At 47.1% G+C, this 19,948-nt stretch carries 13 protein-coding genes; 7 read left to right on the top strand and 6 right to left on the bottom strand.

Annotation, left to right across the window (positions count from 1 at the left end):
* Positions 1 to 10: 10 nt before the first annotated feature.
* Positions 11 to 2,407, bottom strand: coding sequence for a PhoX family phosphatase (locus H6F52_RS01480; RefSeq protein ID WP_190531442.1), 2,397 nt, complete (start codon positions 2,405 to 2,407; stop codon positions 11 to 13).
* A gap of 555 nt (positions 2,408 to 2,962) precedes the next feature.
* On the opposite strand from H6F52_RS01480, the gene H6F52_RS01475 reads away from it, so the two are divergent.
* A complete protein-coding gene (locus tag H6F52_RS01475) occupies positions 2,963 to 3,802 on the top strand; it encodes a hypothetical protein (protein ID WP_190531440.1) in 840 nt (279 codons plus the stop codon).
* A gap of 362 nt (positions 3,803 to 4,164) precedes the next feature.
* On the opposite strand, the gene H6F52_RS01470 is transcribed toward H6F52_RS01475, so the two are convergent.
* The 3 genes from H6F52_RS01470 to H6F52_RS01460 all read right to left on the bottom strand — a co-directional run bounded on the left by H6F52_RS01470 (position 4,165) and on the right by H6F52_RS01460 (position 12,196).
* Positions 4,165 to 4,641, bottom strand: a complete 477-nt coding sequence (locus H6F52_RS01470) for a hypothetical protein (RefSeq protein ID WP_190531439.1) — start codon at positions 4,639 to 4,641, stop codon at positions 4,165 to 4,167.
* 212 nt (positions 4,642 to 4,853) lie between these two features.
* Positions 4,854 to 7,649, bottom strand: a complete 2,796-nt coding sequence (locus H6F52_RS01465; RefSeq protein ID WP_190531437.1) for a PAS domain S-box protein — start codon at positions 7,647 to 7,649, stop codon at positions 4,854 to 4,856.
* 140 nt (positions 7,650 to 7,789) lie between these two features.
* Positions 7,790 to 12,196, bottom strand: coding sequence for a PAS domain S-box protein (locus H6F52_RS01460; RefSeq protein WP_190531435.1), 4,407 nt, complete (start codon positions 12,194 to 12,196; stop codon positions 7,790 to 7,792).
* 382 nt (positions 12,197 to 12,578) lie between these two features.
* Between H6F52_RS01460 and trpD the strand changes: the two genes are divergently transcribed.
* The 6 genes from trpD to H6F52_RS01430 all read left to right on the top strand — a co-directional run bounded on the left by trpD (position 12,579) and on the right by H6F52_RS01430 (position 18,153).
* Positions 12,579 to 13,703, top strand: coding sequence for an anthranilate phosphoribosyltransferase (gene trpD, locus H6F52_RS01455; protein ID WP_190433664.1), 1,125 nt, complete (start codon positions 12,579 to 12,581; stop codon positions 13,701 to 13,703).
* Positions 13,704 to 13,950: 247 nt separating this feature from the next.
* Positions 13,951 to 15,102: a glutamine-hydrolyzing carbamoyl-phosphate synthase small subunit gene (gene carA / locus H6F52_RS01450; protein WP_190414798.1), complete on the top strand. Its 1,152-nt coding sequence runs from the start codon at positions 13,951 to 13,953 to the stop codon at positions 15,100 to 15,102.
* A 222-nt stretch (positions 15,103 to 15,324) separates the two neighbouring features.
* Positions 15,325 to 15,693, top strand: a complete 369-nt coding sequence (locus tag H6F52_RS01445; protein ID WP_190414821.1) for an anti-sigma factor antagonist — start codon at positions 15,325 to 15,327, stop codon at positions 15,691 to 15,693.
* Between the two features lie 340 nt (positions 15,694 to 16,033).
* Complete coding sequence (locus H6F52_RS01440; RefSeq protein WP_242028867.1) at positions 16,034 to 16,471, top strand: ribonuclease III domain-containing protein; 438 nt, start codon at positions 16,034 to 16,036, stop codon at positions 16,469 to 16,471.
* 412 nt (positions 16,472 to 16,883) lie between these two features.
* Positions 16,884 to 17,804, top strand: coding sequence for a 23S rRNA (guanosine(2251)-2'-O)-methyltransferase RlmB (gene rlmB / locus H6F52_RS01435; RefSeq protein ID WP_347276055.1), 921 nt, complete (start codon positions 16,884 to 16,886; stop codon positions 17,802 to 17,804).
* A 61-nt stretch (positions 17,805 to 17,865) separates the two neighbouring features.
* Complete coding sequence (locus H6F52_RS01430; protein ID WP_190414796.1) at positions 17,866 to 18,153, top strand: DUF1816 domain-containing protein; 288 nt, start codon at positions 17,866 to 17,868, stop codon at positions 18,151 to 18,153.
* A 217-nt stretch (positions 18,154 to 18,370) separates the two neighbouring features.
* Here H6F52_RS01430 and H6F52_RS01425 read toward each other — a convergent pair whose 3' ends face one another.
* Together H6F52_RS01425 and H6F52_RS01420 are read right to left on the bottom strand one after the other, a co-directional pair.
* A complete protein-coding gene (locus H6F52_RS01425; RefSeq protein ID WP_190531432.1) occupies positions 18,371 to 19,222 on the bottom strand; it encodes an alpha/beta hydrolase in 852 nt (283 codons plus the stop codon).
* 5 nt (positions 19,223 to 19,227) lie between these two features.
* Positions 19,228 to 19,944, bottom strand: a complete 717-nt coding sequence (locus H6F52_RS01420) for a CAP domain-containing protein (RefSeq protein ID WP_190531430.1) — start codon at positions 19,942 to 19,944, stop codon at positions 19,228 to 19,230.
* Between the last annotated feature and the right edge of the window lie 4 nt (positions 19,945 to 19,948).

The following is a 19,948-nucleotide window of genomic DNA, read 5'->3' as shown; positions in this document are numbered from 1 at the left end:
TTTTACTTAATTAAACAAATGTGCCATTTGACTGCTTGCGGCGAATGCCAATCACTGAAGGACGTGGTGGTCCTTGAGGATTTCCCTCAATATTGCTAGGCCAATTACTGCCCCGAGGAACCGTGCGCTGTTGGTTGAATAGAGTGCCATTCAAGTCCAGCATCTCAATCGTTCGGCTCAGTGTTTGCTGAGGGGTAAATGGACAATCTTCACCGGGGTGCTGCACCGAAAGAATCAACGTATCGCCGATAAAAGTCGGCCCCGTCAACTCGCAACGTGGAGGACCGTAGGCAAAGGGGACGATTTCTCCGGCATCCGGGCCAGTGGTGGGAATGAAAAAGAGCCAGTTATTGCCAAAAACCCCAATCAGGTTAGAAGTTTGAACATTGAGATTAGAATCATCCACACTAGGAGAGTTAGAACCCACTACCCTGTGGTCTATCGCTAATGGCGTTGCGGCAGCACCAACATCGAAACCATTGTGAGCGCTAGTAGACATATCCGTGACGCCCCAAATATTTCCTTGGGGGTCAAATGCCAAGTTATCTACATTGGCAAAACCCGAACCCGGTTCTGCTCCCGCTTCCCCACCTTTAGCAAATCGCTGCCAGCGGAAAGTTGTACCCGTAGCATCTGAGCTGTTTTCCATAATCTTGAACAGCTCACCCGAAGGCTGTCCGGCGTTGACGGCAGGGCTGTACTTAGAAACCACAAAGATTCGAGAATCGGGGTAGCCATCGCTTCCCGCCGCACCATCCGTGTAAGCAATAAATACATCCTTGGTGCGGGGATGAACTTCGATATCTTCGGGACGTGCGGTAGGAGTTCCGCCAAGGAGGTTGGCAGCTAAGAAGGCATCCACGAGGACAGCCCCTTGGCTGGTATAGAAGTTGGACAGCTTCTTACCTTGATAACCTGGCAGAGCTGTGGCTTCATTGGTGGTATCTAGGTTGAATGCACCGCCATCTGTAGTTTGACCCGCAACACCGTTCCGTCTGGGTAGTTTAATCAAACCATTCCGGCTCGCTTTGCCCAAAGCGGCAATTTCTTTTAAGCCAAGAACGGAGGGCGGAATCGGATTGGTAGTAGCATTCAAATCCAGGGGAATCCACGTTCCTGTCCCGTCAGGATTGTAACGGGCGACGTACAGCGTCCCCTCCTCAAATAAAGCGCTGTTGTTCTTGCTATTCGGGGCAGAAACAGTGCCTTTGCTAACAAATTTCCAGGTGTGTCCGCCGCGCCGGTCATCACCCATGTAGGCAACTAATTTTTTCCCAGCTTCCGCCCGCATGGCGATGTTTTCATGGCGATAACGACCTAATGCAGTGTGCTTGCGCGGGCGGAAATTTGGGTTACTGGGATCGATTTCCACCATCCAGCCGTATTTCTCGCCAACCAAGCCAAATTTTTCCCCACTGGTACCGGCGGTGTAGCTAGTCTGAGTACCATCAGATTTTACAGATTCTGTGACTCCTACAAAAAAGGCTGTGCTTGCCTGAAAGTTTTCTTCCGCTGAGAGGATGGTTCCCCAGGGAGTAGTGCCGCCAGAGCAGTTGTAGGCAGTGCCAATGATTTTGTTACCCAGCCCATCTACGCTGAGAGGAAATACTTGGGTGGCAGCGGGTCCCGTACTCAACAGGTAGTTTTGATCGCCTTTCTGGTAGCTCTTGGAACCCCAAGAAGTAATAGTTTTATACTGATCGGAACGCTGGCTGTTAATCCCTAAACCGGAAAGACCATGAATGCGTCGATTGTTGGGGTCTTTAACAATCGAATAGCGTCCGGCGCGATTTTGGCGTGCCATTCGCAGAACCGAACCGCCCATGTTGTACATGATTTCGCCCAACAGGAGAAGATCGGTTTTGTCAGCCGGTAAACTCTGCCCAACGACTAAGGGATAAGACTCAGGTAATCCTGCTAAATCCTCTGGGACTTCAGGGAGTGTAAAAGTAAACGGGTAGGAGACATACTCGTGATTTACCCAAAGGTAGCCGTCGTTGGGATTTCTGCCATCCAGGGGAACAAAGCCAGTGTAGTCGTTGTTGTAGCCAAAGTATTCTTCTGGGTTGGGATAAACGCGATCGCCCCAACGTACAATCACATAACGTTCGTACTCTGGGGGCACCACTACATCATCAACGATGTTGTAGGTGCTTAACCGAGTATCGGTAGAAGCATTAATTACGCTTCCTTGATAATTAATGGCTGTGGCGTAGAAGCTTTTTTGCTCTTGATAAATCGGTAAAGGATGCGGCAATCGCACTGGGGTAAATTTCAGTGGTAGAACCGCTTGGGCAACGTTAGGATTGCTGCCAAAATGCTGTCTCCCCAAAGTAGGAGCTAGTACAGCAGTACCCGCACTCGCCCCAAAAAAAATTAGTAGCTGCCTCCGACTGAACTTAGACATTAAATTCCTCTCTTTTTGCGATCGCAATAATCAAAAATTTTGAGTCATTATTTGACAGGAATTTAGCCGAGCTAACCTCTATAAAGCTTAAACAGTCAACCAAAAATGCTGCGACAGCTAAGCCACAGCATTCATGTCAACGGCTAGTCAACGCAGCATTACCTCAAGCCATCGGCATAAGTATCTATACCTGTAGCATCCTGCCTGCTTTTTGTTCTCTTTAGTCGAATGGGCGGCTCCCTCATACTCGACTTCCACCGCCAAATCTGAGTGTTTCTACGCACCCTCTGGAATACTACTGACGTAGAATTAAGCTTCTTTAATCTCTGGGTTAATAAAAGATTAATAAAATATAAATTTATCAAGAAGTTGTCAATAAGATTGTTAAGCCAAATTTTAGCAGGTCTTATTCCTCTATTAATGTTCGCTTAACCAAAAATGCTTTTAATAGAGATATAAGTGAAAATACTTAAAAAGCTAAACTAAGCCTGCTTTTAAAAATTAGCAGGACTTTAAAAATGACCTTTTTGTCAGAAAAAATTAGGAGTTAACTTAATGATAAAAACAATTAGTCTTGCAGCACTGGCTATCAGTGTAAGTGTAGTTCTTCCATCTACAGTAAAGGCTGCTGTTCTAAATAGAGGATTTGAACAAGGGTTTCAGAGTTGGAAAGCCCTAGGCGATTATCGAATAGAAACTTCAGATTTTGGAATTAAGCCATTCCAAGAAAAAAACCAGGCTTTTCTCTCAACTGCATACCAAGAAACTTTTAGTCTCGACAATAATTCTAATCCGATTATTGGCGGTAATGCTGCTCCCGTCACTTTCATTTCTGGCTTTGCTGAAGAAGAAACTTTAGAAGGATTCTTGGGTTTCTCAACTTTCTTGGGCGATCAATCTTTATACGCTCTAGCGACCGCAGAGCCGATTGAGGGATCTGCCATTAAGCAAACTTTTAAAGGCAGTGCTGGGCAAAAGTTATCTTTTTCTTGGAACTTCCTCACGAATGAGGCTGTTGAGCAACCTGGGGTTGATGACTTTACCTATCCTGATTTTAATGACTTTGCTTTTGTAAGTCTTCAGTCAGATTCTGGTACTCAATTTTTTAATTTAGCGGATACGATTTCAAAATTCAGTAACTCTTCAAGTGTCTTTAATAAAGAAACTGGATGGCAAACTTTTTCTTATATTCTTCCAGCCTCAGGGGAATATACTTTAGGGATTGGGGTTGTGGATGTTGGGGATGGAACACGGATTTCTGCCTTAGTGGTTGATGAGGCAGAGGCAGCAGTTGTTCCTGAAAATACTCCTACATTGGGTATACTTCTTTTTGGAACTTTAGCAGCAGTAACCAGGTTAAAGGGTAGAAAGAAAAATACAGGTTGGTTGTCTTAAAAAGCTTATTTTAGCGTTTTTTCTACCTAGAGGCGCAATGAATGATTTTCGGTTACTGCTGTAATTCTTAGATTCCCTCCAATGCTCATTAAGTGGGAGCAAAAAAGCAGCTTAGAGGATGTCTGAAAAGTCATAATCGAGACGCTGAAACAGTAGAGATCCCCCTAAATCCCCCTTCAAAAGGGGGACTTTGAAAAAATTCTCCCGCTTAAAAAGGGAGGCTAAGGGGATCGAAGCAACTTCTTACGTTTTCTTGCACTTTGGGAAGAGCAAGATTGAGAGATGCTGAAGTTTTGTCTTTAAACTTTAACTGAAATGTACTAGATGCGCGAATAATTGCGCCGTGTATATTTACCTGTAGATTAATCATCCCGAAAACCCGGATCGTCTTCGCGGCTGAAGGTGGATGTCGGTGGAATCGGAGGTGACGAGGAATTAGATGAACTATTATAAAAGCCTAGTAGCAATCCAGAATTATCAAAATATCGAATCCAACGATCAATTTTAGGTTCTGTCTGCCAATCAGAACGATACACTTTTGAAAATAGAAGCGGGGCTACTTGTCCTTTGACATCACCGAAAATTCTGATATAAATTTGTGTAACCTCTGGATTTTGTGCGAATCCCTGCTCAACAGAATTGCTAGCAATCGATTCTGCTTGCTCAAGCACGTCTTCAAAACTTTGATTGGTGTTCGGGCTAAAAATTAGATCGATTTGTTGGCGTTCCGGTTGTTGAGTTGTAAACTCCTGAATTTGAGAGAAAACAGGGGGAGCGATCGCGCTCAATCCTGTAAAAATTAAAAATGTGGCTGAAACGATGCCGCGATGGATACCCATTGCTGTTACTCGTTAAAATTTTATCGCTTTATTCCTTCTACTGAAAGTCCTTTTTGACACAGCTTATCTTTGCGATCGCACTTCAGCATTAACAGACTAACACTCGTAGAATTAATCAGCCACTAAGCGAAGGTTAATTCTCAGTAAAGACGAAAAATAGAAGCGGGTAGTTAGGTATAGTGAATTTAAGTAAAAATCTTCTCCAATGGAACCTAACTGTGCTGCTGAATGGGAATTGCGATCGCAAACTCTGTACCTTGCCCCGGTTCGGAAAGGCAGTGCAATTGACCTCCGTGTTTTTCTACCACAATTTGATAGCTGATCGATAAACCTAACCCCGTACCTTTGCCTACGGGTTTGGTTGTAAAAAAGGGATTGAATAGCTGTTTTTGCATGGCTTCCGTCATCCCTAGACCGTTATCGGCAATGCTAATTAATACCCGATCGGAGTTGACAACAGAGGTGCGAATGCAAATTTTAGGGATGTAGGACTTAGTATTTTCTTCCCCACGCTCTATTCTCTCTTCTAAGGCATCGATTGCATTCGTCAGTAGATTCATAAAGACTTGATTCAATTGTCCGGCATAGCATTCTACCTGCGGCAAGTCGCCGTATTTCTTTATTAGTTGAATGCCAGGATGGTCAGGTTTTGTCTTCAGGCGATTTTGTAGAATCAGGAGACTGCTCTCAATCCCTTCATGAACATCAACCGCCTTCATTTCTGCTTCATCCAGGCGGGAGAAGTTCCGCAGCGATAAGACAATCTGACGAATACGCTCAGCACCTACTTTCATGGAAGTTAGCATCTTAGGAAGGTCTTCGATCAGAAAATCTAGATCGATAGCCGCCATTTCATCTTGAATCTCAGGGACTGGATGGAAATAGTGCTGTTGGTAGAGCTGTAGTAGATTCAGGAGGTCTTTGGTGTATTCGTCTGTGTGAGCTAAGTTGCCATAGATAAAGTTAACGGGATTATTAATTTCATGGGCAATACCGGCAACCAACTGCCCTAAACTCGACATTTTTTCTGTCTGTACCAGTTGAGCTTGGGTTTGTTGGAGTTCGGAGAGGGTTTGTTCGAGTTTGGCGGCTTGTTCTTGGAATTGTTTGGCAGTGGTGCGGGTGGCGGCGTAGAGTTCGGCTTGGTTAATTGCGATCGCAAGTTGGTCGGTTACAGCGTGCAGCAGTTCGACTTCCCAATCTCTCCAAGGTCTGGGTGCAGAACTCTGGCAACAGCTCAGGATACCAATGGTACCCGATCGAGTTTGAATGGGCAGCACCAAGATAGAGGCGAAGCCCATCGAACGCAGAAATCTACGCCACAGGCGATCGCTAGCGTATGCCACGCTTCGCGGCTCCTCGCTTGGCTGAGCTGCGCCTCGCGGCTTCTGGCTCAGTTTCTCGATATCATCTATCCGCAGCATTTCCAGGTTCAAAAGTTTTTGCCCCATCGATCCGACAGCAGCAATCGGGTAATAACCTCTGAGATCGGAAAGCTCCGAATTGCGAGCTTCCTTGACAATTGCCCAACCGGGTTCCTCTCTGTCAGGGTAATACCAGGCAAAATGACACCGCTCAATCTGCAACAAATTGCGGATCTCTTGAACCGTTGTTTCCAAAACTTTGTCTAAGTTAAGACTGTTACGGATTTGGCTAGCGAGACGGTTGAGCAAGTTTTCCCGCCTTGCCTGTTCTCTTAGTCGCGCCTCACTTTCGCGCAGTGCTTCTTCCGCCTGTCGGCGATCGGTGATATCCGTAATCATCGCAAAGGCTCCAGCATACTTCCCCGCTGAATCGAAGATGGGAGAGGTCGAAACAATTGCCCATCGAAACAAGCCATCTTTGCGACATAATTTAAAATCAATCTTGTCCTCGATACCTTGACGGCGAAGCTCGACTTGGCGAGCAGCGATCGCTTTCCCTTCATCATCCATGAAATCAAATAGCGACCTACCCTGCATCTCCTCAATGCTGTAGCCAAGCATTTCTGCCAGTGTGCGATTGACAAAAATCGTCTTGCTTTCAGCGTCGATCACCCAAATTCCTTCTAAGGCAGTCTCAATAAAGTGACGATAACGCTCTTCGGATTCTCGTAGCGCCTCCTCAGCAGCTTTACGCTCGGTGATATCCCGCGAGACGCCGACTAGACCTATGACATTTCCAGAAGGATCGCGCAAAACGCTTTTTGTAGAGAGATAAATCTTGGTGATTCCCATGATGGTGACAACTTCCTCAACCATTTCCGGTTCACCCGATGTCATAACGCGGCGGTCAGTTTCGTTTATCTGACGGGCAATCTCAGGCGGCAACAACTCGGTATTATCCTTGCCAATAATTTCCTCCACCTGCCGATTCAGAATAGTGCCAAAACCTGAATTCGCCATCACCACCCGGTATTGTAGATCCTTGACAAAGATGGCATCGGGTGTTCCTTCAATAACTGCCTGCAAGAGGCTATAGCTCTGTTCGAGCGCCACCTCGGTACGCTGGCGCTCTAGCATCTCTTCCTGCAATTGCTCGTTGGCTTTCCTAAGTTCAGCCGTCCGCTCTTCGACCCTGATTTCTAGCTCAGCCTTTGCCTTTTTTAGGGCTTGCTCTGCCTGGTGACGCTCGGTAATGTCAATCCCCGTACCGATGATGTACTTGACCCCACCAGCGGAGTCGAGCAGCGCCGTATTCGACCAAGCAATCAAACGGCGATCGCGATCGCGTGTTAACCAATAGTTGTCATACTGGTTTGGAAACTGACCCGCTTGAAGATTTTTGAAGACCGTTTTGACAGATTCCACTTCTTCTGGCAGCAGAAATAAATCCCAGAATGGTCTGCCTTTGACTTCCTCCGCCGAGTAAGCAGTGGTTTGCTGGCAAGCTTGATTAAAAACGACAATTCGCCCCTGGGTATCGAGAACCACTACTAAAGTTGCTGCTGTATCTAGAACAGCGGCGACGAAGTTGCGCTCGTCCGGCAACACTTCCTCGGCGTTGAAGGTTACACGACTTTCTGACATATTTTTTGAGATGCTTATTCAGAATTTGTTGATTCTACATGATGGTGCTATTGGTTCAGATTCTTCAGCTACAAAAATTTGGATTAAAACTGTTTAACCAAGACTTGTGTTAGCGGGAAGCAAATTACAGCAGGCGAATCTTAATTTGACTTGGCTAAAACCGATTTTACAGACAAACCTGACTGCTTAATCGGAAGATAAATTGCAAATTCTGTTCCTTCATCCATCTGGGAACTCACCATAATTTTTCCATGATGCTTTTCCATAATTTGATAGGAAATCGAAAGTCCTAAGCCAGTTCCCTTCCCGACATCTTTAGTTGTGAAAAACGGGTCAAATATTTTCTCTAGAATTGGTTGTGGGATTCCAGAACCATTATCCCGAATTCTCACGATTATCTGATTTTTTCCTAATACTTGGCTAGAAATAACAATTTGTTTATCTTCCCGCTCTTTCTGAGCCAGCAGTGCATCAATCGCATTACTCAGGATATTCATAAATACTTGATTGAGCTGTGCAGGATAACACTCAACAAGAGGTAACTTGCCATAGTGTTTAATCACATTAATCTCTTTTTTGAGACGGTTATTTAAAATTAACAGCGTATTGTCCATGCCTTCGTGGAGATCAACGGCTTTCATCTCCGCTTCATCAAGACGCGAGAAGTTCCGTAAGGATAAGACTAGCTCGCGAATTCGCTGCGTCCCTATCTTCATAGAAAACAGCATTTTGGGTAGGTCTTGAGCGATAAATTCTAGGTCAATTTTCTCTACAAAACTCTGAATTTTAGGCGCGGGATTAGAATATTGTTGCTGATAAAGTTTCACTAAGTTAAGTAAGTCTTGAACGTAGTCGTTCGTGTGTTGCAGATTGCCGTGGATAAAGTTAACCGGGTTATTAAATTCGTGGGCAATGCCAGCAACCATCTGACCGAGGCTGGACATTTTTTCGGCTTGAATCAGCTGAGTTTGAGTTTCTTTGAGTTCTTGCAATGTTTGTTCCAGTTGCAAGGCTTTATCTTGGGCAAGATGGGCGGAATTACTAGCGTCGGCGTAGAGTTCAGCTTGGTTAATTGCGATCGCCATCTGATTAGCGATCGCGCAAAGCAGTGCCACATCAGCATCCGTCCAAGGTTTTGCTTCTTGGATGCGATTACAAATTATCAAGCCAATCCTACCGAATTGTGTTTGAAGTGGTAGCCCCAACACAGAAGCCGCACCCGTTGTCAATAACAGCTGCTGTAACGGCAGATCGTTGTTTAGAGTCTTGACATCATCGACGCGAACAATTTCTTGGCGCAGGATTTTCTCAGTAAATGCACCAAAGGCTTCATCCGGGAAAAAACCCACCCAACTACGAAGATCGGTCTTTTTGGCTTCCTTCACCGCTTCCCAACTAACAGGCTCCATGTCAGGACGGTACCAGGAAAAGATGCACGTATCTAGGTGCAACCGATGATAGATTTCATGAACAGCCGTCTCTAGAATGGTATCCAGTTCTAAAGAGTTACGGATCTGGCTAGCTAAATGATTGAAAAGTTCTTCTTGAGCCGCCAGTTCTCGGAACCGGGCTTCCGATAGCCGCAACGCTTCCTCAGCGGCTTTGCGATCGGTGATGTCGGAGCAGATTGCTAAATACTGGAAAGGATTTCCTCGCTCGTCCAGAACAGGAACGATGGCAGTATCAACCCAGTAATAAGTTTCATCTTTAGCTCTGTTCTTAATTTGACCTCTCCAAACCTTGCCGCTAGAAATTGTTGACCAAAGCTTGCTAAAAAATTCTTGTGGATGATAACCAGAATAAAGAATTCGATGGTCTTGCCCTATCAGTTCTTTTGGGGAATATTTGGATATTTCACAAAATTTATCGTTGACATAGTTAATCATTCCTCTTCGATCGGTAATAGCAACAATCGCCGCCTGATCTAAGGCAAATTTGACGTCTGACAAATCTTTGAGCGATCTTTGGAGTGCTTCCTCTGCCTGCTTGCGTTTAATCCCTATGGCAATTTCATCGGCGGCAAATTCTAGCGCCTTGAAAATAGATTCGCTCAAGGTATGGCGGGTAAACATTGCAATCACCCCTACCATCTGACCTTGGAGCATTAAGGGATAGCCAGCAAAAGCAACCATTTCCTCTCGCTTCGCCCAATCTTTATCGCTAACACGAGGATCGTCGAGGACACAATTCGTTAAGTGTGGTTTTCGCTCTTGAGCAATCAGACCGATTTTGAATTGTCCGACTTTAACGCGGCGATGATTGCCGTTTAGGTGAGTATATATCCCTGCACTAGCTTGCAGCTCTAGTACGTTTTCCTCAACATTGAGCATCCAAATGCGGGCGAATGCTGCATCTAGGTGTTTAACCACAGCCAAGACGCAGCGTTGCAGGATACCTTGTAAAGTGTCGCTTTGAGTGAGAGCAGATCCAATATCAGCACGAAATGCGGCTAGTCTAGCTCGCTCTGCTAGGGCTTTCTCAGCAGCTTTCCGCTCAGTGATGTCGTGGAAGTAGACAGAAAGCCCCTCTTCACTGGGGTAGGCACGGACTTCAACCCAGATATCGAGAGCTGGGTAAAATTCTTCAAACGTGATAGAGACTTGTTCAGCAGCACTCTGGTGATATTGATTGTAAAAATTTGACCCAATTGCAGCGGGAAACCGATCCCAAATATTCGTGCCCAGAAGTTCGGACCGGGTTCTCTGTAAAAGTAGCTCCGCTTGCTTGTTGATATAGGTGAACTGCCACTGATGGTTGAGGGCATAAAAGGCATCCGTGATGCTTTCAAGAACCTTGAAGACTCGCCGGTTTGATGAGTGTAATGCCTCTTCTGTTTGCTTGCGATCGCTAATATCAAAGATTGCCCCGTTTAGACACAGAAGCTCTCCGGTGGAATTGAATATGCCCTGACCTTTCTCGTAGACCCATCGGATACTTCCATCGGCTCGAATGATTCGGTACTCAATGATAAAAGGCTGTTTTTTCTGCACAGCCTCTTGGATAAGCCTGTCCACTATCGCGGTATCTTCAGGATGAATAATACTGGCAAAACTGCGAACTTGATTGTGAATAAAGTCCCCAGGCGGATAACCAGAAATTTCTGCGATCGCATCGCTGATAAACTCCATCTTCCAGTCGTCATCGCAGCTACACCGATAGATGGCACCTGGAATATTAGCAACCAAAGCTCTGAATTGCTGCTCGCTTTCCTGCCGTGCTGTTTCGGCGTGTATGCGATCGCTAATGTCACGGGCAACCGCATAGATTAAACCTTCTGGAGCAAAGGGGACGCACGTCCACTCCAGCCATTTATAGGAACCGTCTTTACAGCCGTAGCGGTTTATAAAGGAGCTAACCATGACTCCGCTAGCAAGCTTCCTCGCCTCAGCAATGCTGGTTGCTCGATCTTCAGGATGAATAAAATTCAACAATGGCTTTGCTAAAATTTCTTCGCCAGTGTAGCCAAGTGTTGTTTCAAAAGCTGGGTTGATCTGCTTAAAATAGCCGTCAAACCCGACGACACAAAGCATATCGAATGAAAGGTTGAAGAAGCGATGAAGCTGTGCTTGGGTTTGCTTCAGTTCCTGGGTGTGTGTGCCGACGCTGCGGATTAGCTGGTTGAGGGAGGTTGTCAGGCGTCCAACTTCATCCTCGGTAATTACGGGTGCCTGGAGAGTAAAATTTGCTTGTTCGGTAACTTGCTGAGCAATTTGAGTTGCAGTTTCCAGAGGATGCGCGATCGCTCGACTGGAATAGCGGGCGATTATCGCGGCGATCGCCATTGACAGCAACATACTGGTAACAATTATCTGGATTCGCAGTTTCTCTACCTGCTGTAAAGCGATCGCTGTTTCTTCCTCATCGTGATTAGCAACCTCAATCAATTTTGTTAAATCATCTGAGAGACTATCAAACTTAAGCGCCTCCTGAGTATTGGTAAAATTAACCAATGAATTTTGGATTTTCGGAACTGTTTTAGGCTGCAACCCACCATTTTTCTCAATTTTCTTTAAAATTACATTTAGGTTTTTGCTATAAATTTCTACAGTTCCGTCGTAAGTTTTCAACCAATTTTCGACTTCTGCAATCTCTCGATCTGAATGCTTGAATAATTGAGATTCATTACCAAATAATTTTACTTGTGAATAAAGTTTTTCAACCTTTTCAATTTTCTCTACTAAGCGCAAAACTTCGCTGTGAAACTCTTTTGGTTTTCTTAACTGATAAATTAACTGTTGCTGCTGGTTTCTTGCTTCTAGTACAGCAATTTTCAAACTACTCAAAAGATAAGCTTCTTGCTGCGCATACTTGAGTTGCTGTGACATCTGTCGCTGGTAATATTCGCCAACGAGAAGCCCTGCACTCGCCCCCAAAGTTGCTATTCCAATGGCAACTGCATATCCATAACCAATCTTCTGCCGGATACTTAAGCGACGGATTAGCTGTTTTAGCCAATTCTTCGGAGGTTTTTTAGAGTGGTTTTCTGGAACAAATGCAGGATTTAATTTTATTTCCTCTTCAGAAACTTTTGGCTTGAAAGACTGCATCAACAGAAACCCTCGGTAACTACCATTAATTTAGGCAATTCGTAAAATACTCATTTTTGCCTGAGAAGCTTCGTTTATTTATAAAAAGTTAGTAATATAAAGTTTTGATGAAGCGAATCAACGCTGTATACCTACGCACAAATAAAGTTAATAAATAGGGTGATACTGATAATGACAAGTATGAATATTTAAAATCATCAAACTAAAAGGGTCTAATTGGAATCAGCAAAATAGCTGAATCTTAATATTTATCAAAAAACCACTGTGCGCTCTCAGGAAAATTACGACACAGAAGCGTGCAGGACGTTGCTAGAGAGCTTGGCGATCCGATAAGCTTTTGCAAAATGCCTCTGAACTGAGTGCGCTGCACCCAGACCTGTCAATGACTAATACTCCTTCACTGATAAGCCAAGATGCTGGGACGACAGGAGCGATCGCTTCTACCGACACATCCATTTGGCCTAACTTGCTACAACAGCTACTCGATCGGCAATCCCTGCCTCATGACCAAGCCGCCTCTCTCATGCAGGCATGGTTAAACGAGGAAATTCCACCAGTGCTATCGGGGGCGATTTTAGCCGCCCTGCAAGCAAAGGGGGTTTCGGCAGACGAACTCGCTGGGATGGCTCAGGTGTTGCAGTCTCAATCCTCCCCACTCAGCCCACTCGTCGAGAAGGCGAAGCGCCCACAATCCCCCATCCTCACTCCAGTCATTGACACCTGTGGAACTGGTGGAGATGGGGCATCAACCTTTAATATCTCTACCGCCGTCGCCTTTGTAGCTGCTGCTGCTGGCGTCTCAGTCGCCAAACATGGCAATCGCTCAGCTTCGAGCAAAGTTGGATCGGCGGATGTCTTGGAAGCGCTGGGAGTCAACCTAAACGCCAGCAGTGAGAAAGCACAAGCCGCACTAGAAGAAGTCGGGATTACCTTTTTATTTGCACCCGGTTGGCACCCAGCGCTCAAAGCGGTGGCATCGCTGCGGCGAACCTTGAAAGTGCGGACGGTCTTTAATTTATTAGGCCCATTAGTAAATCCGTTACGCCCTACCGGGCAGATCATTGGGGTGTGCGATCCTAACCTGGTCGTGACGATTGCCCATGCTTTAGGACAGTTAGGAACTCAGCAGGCAATTGTCCTGCACGGACGAGAGAAACTGGATGAAGCTGGATTAGCAGACGCGACAGATTTAGCAGTGCTGTCTGGTGGTGAGGTACAACTGACAACGCTGCATCCCCACGAATTAGGCTTGACACCAGCACCCACCACGTCGATTCGGGGTGGAGATGTTGAGGAAAATGCCGAAATTTTGCGCGATGTCCTTCAAGGAAAAGGAACATCTGCACAGCAAGATGTAGTGGCTTTGAATGCGGCGTTGGCACTCCAAGTTGGCGGCGCGATCGCAATGGGTAGCCATGCGGAGGGCATTACAATGGCTAGAGAAATCTTGGGTAGCGGTACTGCCTGGTCGAAGTTGGAGCAGTTAGTTGAGTTTCTGAAAAATTAGCCATTCGCTCATGTTTTTTTGAATGGGCGATGTCTATACAGTAGGTCTCCCGATAGTAGGGGCATGACATTGCCATGCCCCTACAATACAATGCACCCAACCTTGGAATTGCTATCGTCGCCCCTTCAATTAGGAGCTGCCAAATGCGATCGCATTCTCACACAGTACCCCCTACCTCTTATCCCAACGGCTGTGAGATGCTAACTTACCAACTAAGAAGTAATTTCTAAAAACTAACCACTCCCTTATGTCTATTTCTTCTCCTCAACCAGCTCTGCTTGTCCTTGCCGATGGCACGTCGTACAAAGGCTGGTCTTTTGGTGCCCCTGGAACAGCTATCGGTGAAGTGGTCTTTAACACAGGTATCACCGGCTACCAGGAAGTCTTGACAGATCCCAGCTACTGCGGTCAGATTGTCACCTTCACCTATCCAGAATTAGGCAACACTGGCGTCAATCTAGATGATGAAGAATCGAATGGTCCCCAAGTGCGGGGCGCGATCGCTCGTAACATTGCCTCCCGTCCCAGCAATTGGCGTTCCAGCCAGTCTTTGCCCGATTATCTCAAGCAACACAACATTCCAGGCATTTACGGCATCGATACCCGTGCCCTTACCCGAAAGATTCGCTCTGCTGGTGCCATGAATGGCGCGATTTCCACTGAAATTCTTGACCCCGTTGAATTGTTGGAGAAAGTACAAGAAGCTCCCAGCATGGCAGGATTGAATCTAGTTCGGGAAGTGACCACTGCCAAAGTCTATGAGTGGTCTGACCCCACCGAGTCGAGTTGGGAATTTAGCCCTGGAATCCCCTCAGAAAGCGGGGAACCCCTCACGGTGGTTGCCATTGATTTTGGCATCAAACGGAACATCCTGCGGCGTCTGGCGAGTTACGGTTGCCGCGTGGTCGTGGTTCCCGCCAATACACCCCCCGAAGAAATTCTCAAGCACAACCCGGATGGAATTTTTCTTTCCAATGGTCCCGGCGATCCCGCTGCTGTCACCGAAGGCATCGAAACCACAAGGGCGCTGCTAGAAAGCCAGAAACCGATGTTTGGGATCTGCATGGGGCACCAAATTCTTGGTCTTTCGCTGGGGGCTGACACCTTCAAGCTCAAATTTGGTCATCGGGGCTTAAATCAACCCGCCGGTTTTGAGAAGCAGCGAGTGGAGATTACTAGCCAAAATCACGGGTTTGCCATTGACGCAGATTCTCTAAATCCAGAAGTAGAAATTACCCACCTAAACCTGAACGACCGCACCGTGGCTGGGTTGCGTCACAAATCTCTACCCTTCTTTTCCGTGCAGTATCACCCAGAAGCCAGCCCTGGCCCTCACGATGCCGACTATCTGTTTGAGCAATTTGTTGAGCAGATGCGATCGCATAAGCGTAGCGCCTAGATGCGATCTCATTGCCTCGATAAGACCCGTTAGCGAGTAGATTTCCCCCTCTTTGAGGGAGAGGGGGAAAGAGGGGTGAAGGGTGTCCCGGATGAAGTAGAAAGTCTTAATATCCTTGCTCGGTCGCGAATAACTAAGGACGAATTACAACAGATGCGTATATCCGCGCATTGTGTTTTATAATAAAGCCTCGACTAAGGACAATCCAGCTAGGAGGGTGTTATTCCTGAGCCACTAACCCTAACTGTCAGCTTAAGAGGCACTCGCGAAGTTAGGGACAATTATCAGCTATTCCGCCTCACAGGCTTATTGGATGCTTTTTCCGAACCCACATTTCGGAAAGTTATCAGCAAGTGTATTGAAGATGGACCCAGCAACGTTGTGCTGGATCTTTCCAAAATTGATTTTGTTGATAGCTCTGGATTGGGCGCTCTAGTGCAGCTGGTGAAAAAGGCTCAAAGCCTTGAGGGTAGTTTGCAAATTGTTACAAATGCCCGAGTGACTCAAACTGTCAAGCTGGTTCGCTTAGAACAGTTTCTGTCATTGCAGCCTTCAGTCGAAGCGGCATTGGAGAATGTCAAGCCTGCTTGACCTATACAGAGGCGCGATCGCGTAGCGGCGCGGATGCGCTTTTCGTATGCCGCGATGATTCGGCTACTCGCGCTTGAGGGGCGGGTTCTAAAGCCCCCGCCCCAATCATTTTCAAAAGTCCTGAACCGGGAATGATGGGGAAACAAAGAGCAGCAGTGCAGAGGCGCAGGAGACAAGGGAACAGGTAATTACCGATTACCCCCTACCGACTCCCGACTCCCCATACCCCATCCCCTGATTTTCAGGCAAAAGCATTAAGATCAACTAGAGGGCGAGGTAGGGCATAGATGTGAGTTCACAGGAGGAAGAGTGTTCAGATTGGCTGAATACTAACCCCGTACTGGGTGAAACCAAAATATCGTTGAACTCGATCTGGGCGATCGCAGATCGTCGCACGCAAATTCAGCGGATTTCCCCGGCGTCTTTAGCTTATCTAGGAGATGCCGTGTATGAGCTTTATATCCGTAGTTTTTATCTACTGCCACCCAAGCGATCCCACGCTTATCATGACATGGTAGTGGCGCAAGTGAGAGCTGAAAGTCAGGCAAAAGCATTGCGATCGCTCGAACCCCACCTTACCAACACAGAATTAGAAATCTTGCGGCGGGGACGTAACGCCGCGGCAGGTCGTCCCAAGCGCCTCGATCCCGAAATTTATCAACAAGCTAGCAGCTTAGAGACGTTGATGGGCTATCTTTACCTAACAGATCCCCAGCGATTGAATCAGCTGCTGAGCTACTTAGAGCTAAATCCACTTCCACAAGTTAAAGATTCTTAACAATATGGCCGATCAACATCGCCGCCCTCAGCCTCCAAGCAGATCCAGCGCCAGTCGAGGGAAGCCCATTCGAGCCAAGCGTGCCTTCCCAAAGCGTCTTGGGGACAATCGGATTGGGAAGCGAATTGTAGAGCAACAGACGCCCCAGGATCGTTCCTTCTCTGATAACGAGGATGTCAATCGGGATTCGCGCCCAGTTGGGAAGCACGAGCAAGTCAAGCCAATTCTCCAGCGCCGGGAGCGTCAGCAAATCCGTCCTGCTTCCCGTCACAAAGACACAGACTCAATTGACACGCGCCGGGAGCGTCAGCAAATCCGTCCTGCTTCCCGCCACAAAGACACAGACTCAACTGACACGCGCCGGGAGCGTCAACAAATCCGTCCTGCTTCCCGCCACATAAACACAGACTCAATTGACACGCGCCCGACAGACAACTTCAAGCCAAAGAAGTCAATTCCCAACCGTCACGAACGGGAGATCCCCAGAGGTCGTTTTCAGGACGAGGATCGAGCAGCAGCAGCCGCACCCGAAGAAGAAAGCGATCTGATTTATGGACGGCATCCTGTCCTCACAGCGTTGGAAAAACATCGCCAGCTGAATCGGGTTTGGATACTGCCAAATTTGCGTTATGATTCCCGGTTTCACTCCCTCCTACTGAAAGCCAAGGAACGGGGAACGGTAATCGATGAAGTTAGTGCGCGCCGCTTAGAGCAAATTAGCCACGGGGCAAATCACCAAGGAGTGGTCGCTCAAGTCGCACCCTACGCTTACACTGACCTGAGTGAGTTAATCGCTCAGGCAAAATCCGTCTCGGAGCAGCCAGTGCTGGTGGTAGCGGATGGCATTACCGATCCCCACAATCTAGGAGCGATTATTCGCACGGCAGAAGCTTTGGGTGCCCAGGGATTGGTGATCCCTCAACGACGAGCAGTGGGAATCACATCCGCCGTCATGAAAGTGGCAGTCGGAGCTTTAGAAACTTTTCCTGTTTCCAGAGTGGTTAACCTCAGCCGTGCCTTAGAAGAATTGAAAGCGGCTGGCTTTTGGATTTATGGCACCGCCGCAGGCGATGGTCAAATGTTACACACTACTCAATTTACCGGGCCAGTAGTATTGGTGATTGGTTCTGAAGGTGAAGGATTGAATCTTCTGACACAAAAGTGTTGTGACTTCCTGATTTCGATTCCGCTACAGGGAAACACACCGAGCCTGAATGCGTCAGTCGCAGGGGGAATGGCTCTTTATGAGATATATCGTCAGCGCTGGTCGAATCGGCTCTACTTGAATAATCTTTCAAAAGAGACTTTCAAAAAGAAAGATGACAGAATATAACAGAATGTAAAGAACAACCTTTTAGAAGACTGCTTTGTATCCCCTAAGATAGGCCAAAAACATGAAGGAATTCTTGATTAACATTCTCCACTTCTTTGGATGGGCTTCGTGGGTTGAGATTGTCACAGACAACCCCCGTTGTACTTACTACTTTGGCCCTTTCCTTAGCTCCCAGGAAGCTGATAGAACCAAAGCTGGTTATATCGAAGACCTGGAAGCAGAAGGAGCGAAAGGCATTAAGGCTACTGTGAAGCGCTGTAAGCCAGAGAAGCTGACGATTTACGATGAGTCGGGGGAGCGTTTTGACCGCCAAAGAACAGCTACGTTTTTTAGCGGTCAGCCTTCTTAGGTTTTGAGCTTTTTCACAGGTGATATCCACTTCCTTTGAATCCCCATTAGCACCTTACCCCTAACCGCTCTGGGTTTACCAGAGGGGTGCGATCGCTAGGAATAGATGCTTCTGGGATGCTAAGAATTCACAAGATTGGAAGGATACCAGACTCGAACTTGCATCCCCTTTTGTGGGGGCTGCATCACTTCGGGACAGGGTGAGGCGACGATGGTATCTAAACTCTGGCTGGCGTCACGACTTGTGGATGGCTATCGAGCCAAGAGTCAATGTCCCGCAGTACCCGTTCGGGAATTTCCCAGGGAAATAAATGAGCGGTATTCGGGTAGCAGTGCCATTGGCAATCCTTGAGGTGATGAGCCGTTTCTAAACTCGACTCAGGGGTGATGTGGCGATCGCTTGCTCCTGCCAGCATCAAACTCGGACATTGGATTTGCTGGAGATCCGCCAATCGGTTGTAACCAGCTCTCAGAGCAGTATTGAGGGCCTGTGTTGCTGCCGCTGAGGTTTGCAAGTAAGCTGACATCGCTTCCAATGCGAGGTAGCGGTAAGCGCCAGGAGTGTGTTGTCCGATCAGGTAGCGATAAAGCGATCGCTTCCCAAAGGTCTCAATATTCCATTCCCACCCAGGCTGTACCCGGTTCACGATCGAAGCCAGCCCCGTGTAGAAATTATCCTGCCAGCTGATTGGCGGATGATTCCCACGGGGGCGTGCTGCTGTGGCAATCAAAATCAAACCCGTGACTCGCTTTGGCAGCTTCAGCGCCAACTCCATCGCCAAAATCCCCCCTAACGACCAACCCAATACCAGGCAACGCTCAATCTGGAAGCGGTCTAGAAGCGCCTCCAAATCGGTTAAATGGTCTTCCATTCTAAAATTACCCTTAATGCGACTATTGCCGTATCCCCGGAGGTCAGGGGCAAAAGTTTGGAATTTTTGGGATAAGTGGTTAGTGAAGACAGACATACTGCTGCCTAACCCCGGATGACCGTGTAGACAGAGAATTGGAAAGCCTTTTCCCTGGCGGAGAACGCTGAGCTGATGAGATGAAGAGGACGAGTGATGCATGAAGCCTATTTCTCTTTATATCCTCCAGCATAGGTAATCACGCACATCGATTTGTATTTTGCGTGAGACCCAAAAGCCACTCCTGCGACTCGGAAAGCCGGGTTGAAAATGTTTTTTCTGTGACCGCGATCCGGAACTCCATCATCAATGATTAACTGCATGACGATAGATTGAGGGGTGTCAGAGCCGTAACTAATATTTTCGGCTGCGGTGGTTTGCCAGGAACCGTAGCGGTTGATGCGAGAAAACGGATCGCTGCGATCGCTCCCATTGTGACCAACCTTACCTTTTGGTCCTTGGTCTTTCACATGATCCCTAGCCCCCAATGACATCCCTTTAGATGCACTTAGAGGTGGGAGAGGACGAGTGGATTTCAGGAAGCGAATCGCTTCATCGACGGCTTTCACACCTTCTTGGGTTTGTAAAAAGACGTTTCCAGACATTCTCACTTGCTTACCTTGGAAGCGTTTTTTCCAATTCTCCAGTACGGCGGCATAGGCGGCGGGATTTTTCCGCGCCTTATTCATTTCAGCAATCACTCCTTGTTCCAGCGGTGAGAGAGTAGTTGCCTGCGCTAGCAAGAGAGAGCCTTCTTGAGAAAAACCAACGGGGACAATATTACCGCTAACATTTGCTAGAGGCTGCCGCGCTTGACCCATCAAAGGAGAGAACGTAGCGAGTAGAACGATGGGGGCAAATGCCCAAAATTGAATTCGACGCATAAGT

This window comes from Coleofasciculus sp. FACHB-542, assembly GCF_014695825.1.
GTDB lineage: Bacteria > Cyanobacteriota > Cyanobacteriia > Cyanobacteriales > FACHB-T130 > FACHB-T130.
This window is presented reverse-complemented; position numbering and strand designations above follow the sequence as displayed.

What these genes read in the sequence shown, in the direction of transcription:
- H6F52_RS01425 (WP_190531432.1), bottom strand. Translation starts at nt 19,222, where the DNA reads ATGCATCACTCGTCCTCTTCATCTCATCAGCTCAGCGTTCTCCGCCAG.
- carA (WP_190414798.1), top strand. Translation starts at nt 13,951, where the DNA reads ATGTCTATTTCTTCTCCTCAACCAGCTCTGCTTGTCCTTGCCGATGGC.
- H6F52_RS01420 (WP_190531430.1), bottom strand. Translation starts at nt 19,944, where the DNA reads ATGCGTCGAATTCAATTTTGGGCATTTGCCCCCATCGTTCTACTCGCT.
- H6F52_RS01430 (WP_190414796.1), top strand. Translation starts at nt 17,866, where the DNA reads ATGAAGGAATTCTTGATTAACATTCTCCACTTCTTTGGATGGGCTTCG.
- H6F52_RS01465 (WP_190531437.1), bottom strand. Translation starts at nt 7,649, where the DNA reads ATGTCAGAAAGTCGTGTAACCTTCAACGCCGAGGAAGTGTTGCCGGAC.
- H6F52_RS01480 (WP_190531442.1), bottom strand. Translation starts at nt 2,407, where the DNA reads ATGTCTAAGTTCAGTCGGAGGCAGCTACTAATTTTTTTTGGGGCGAGT.
- H6F52_RS01460 (WP_190531435.1), bottom strand. Translation starts at nt 12,196, where the DNA reads ATGCAGTCTTTCAAGCCAAAAGTTTCTGAAGAGGAAATAAAATTAAAT.
- H6F52_RS01475 (WP_190531440.1), top strand. Translation starts at nt 2,963, where the DNA reads ATGATAAAAACAATTAGTCTTGCAGCACTGGCTATCAGTGTAAGTGTA.
- H6F52_RS01470 (WP_190531439.1), bottom strand. Translation starts at nt 4,641, where the DNA reads ATGGGTATCCATCGCGGCATCGTTTCAGCCACATTTTTAATTTTTACA.
- trpD (WP_190433664.1), top strand. Translation starts at nt 12,579, where the DNA reads ATGACTAATACTCCTTCACTGATAAGCCAAGATGCTGGGACGACAGGA.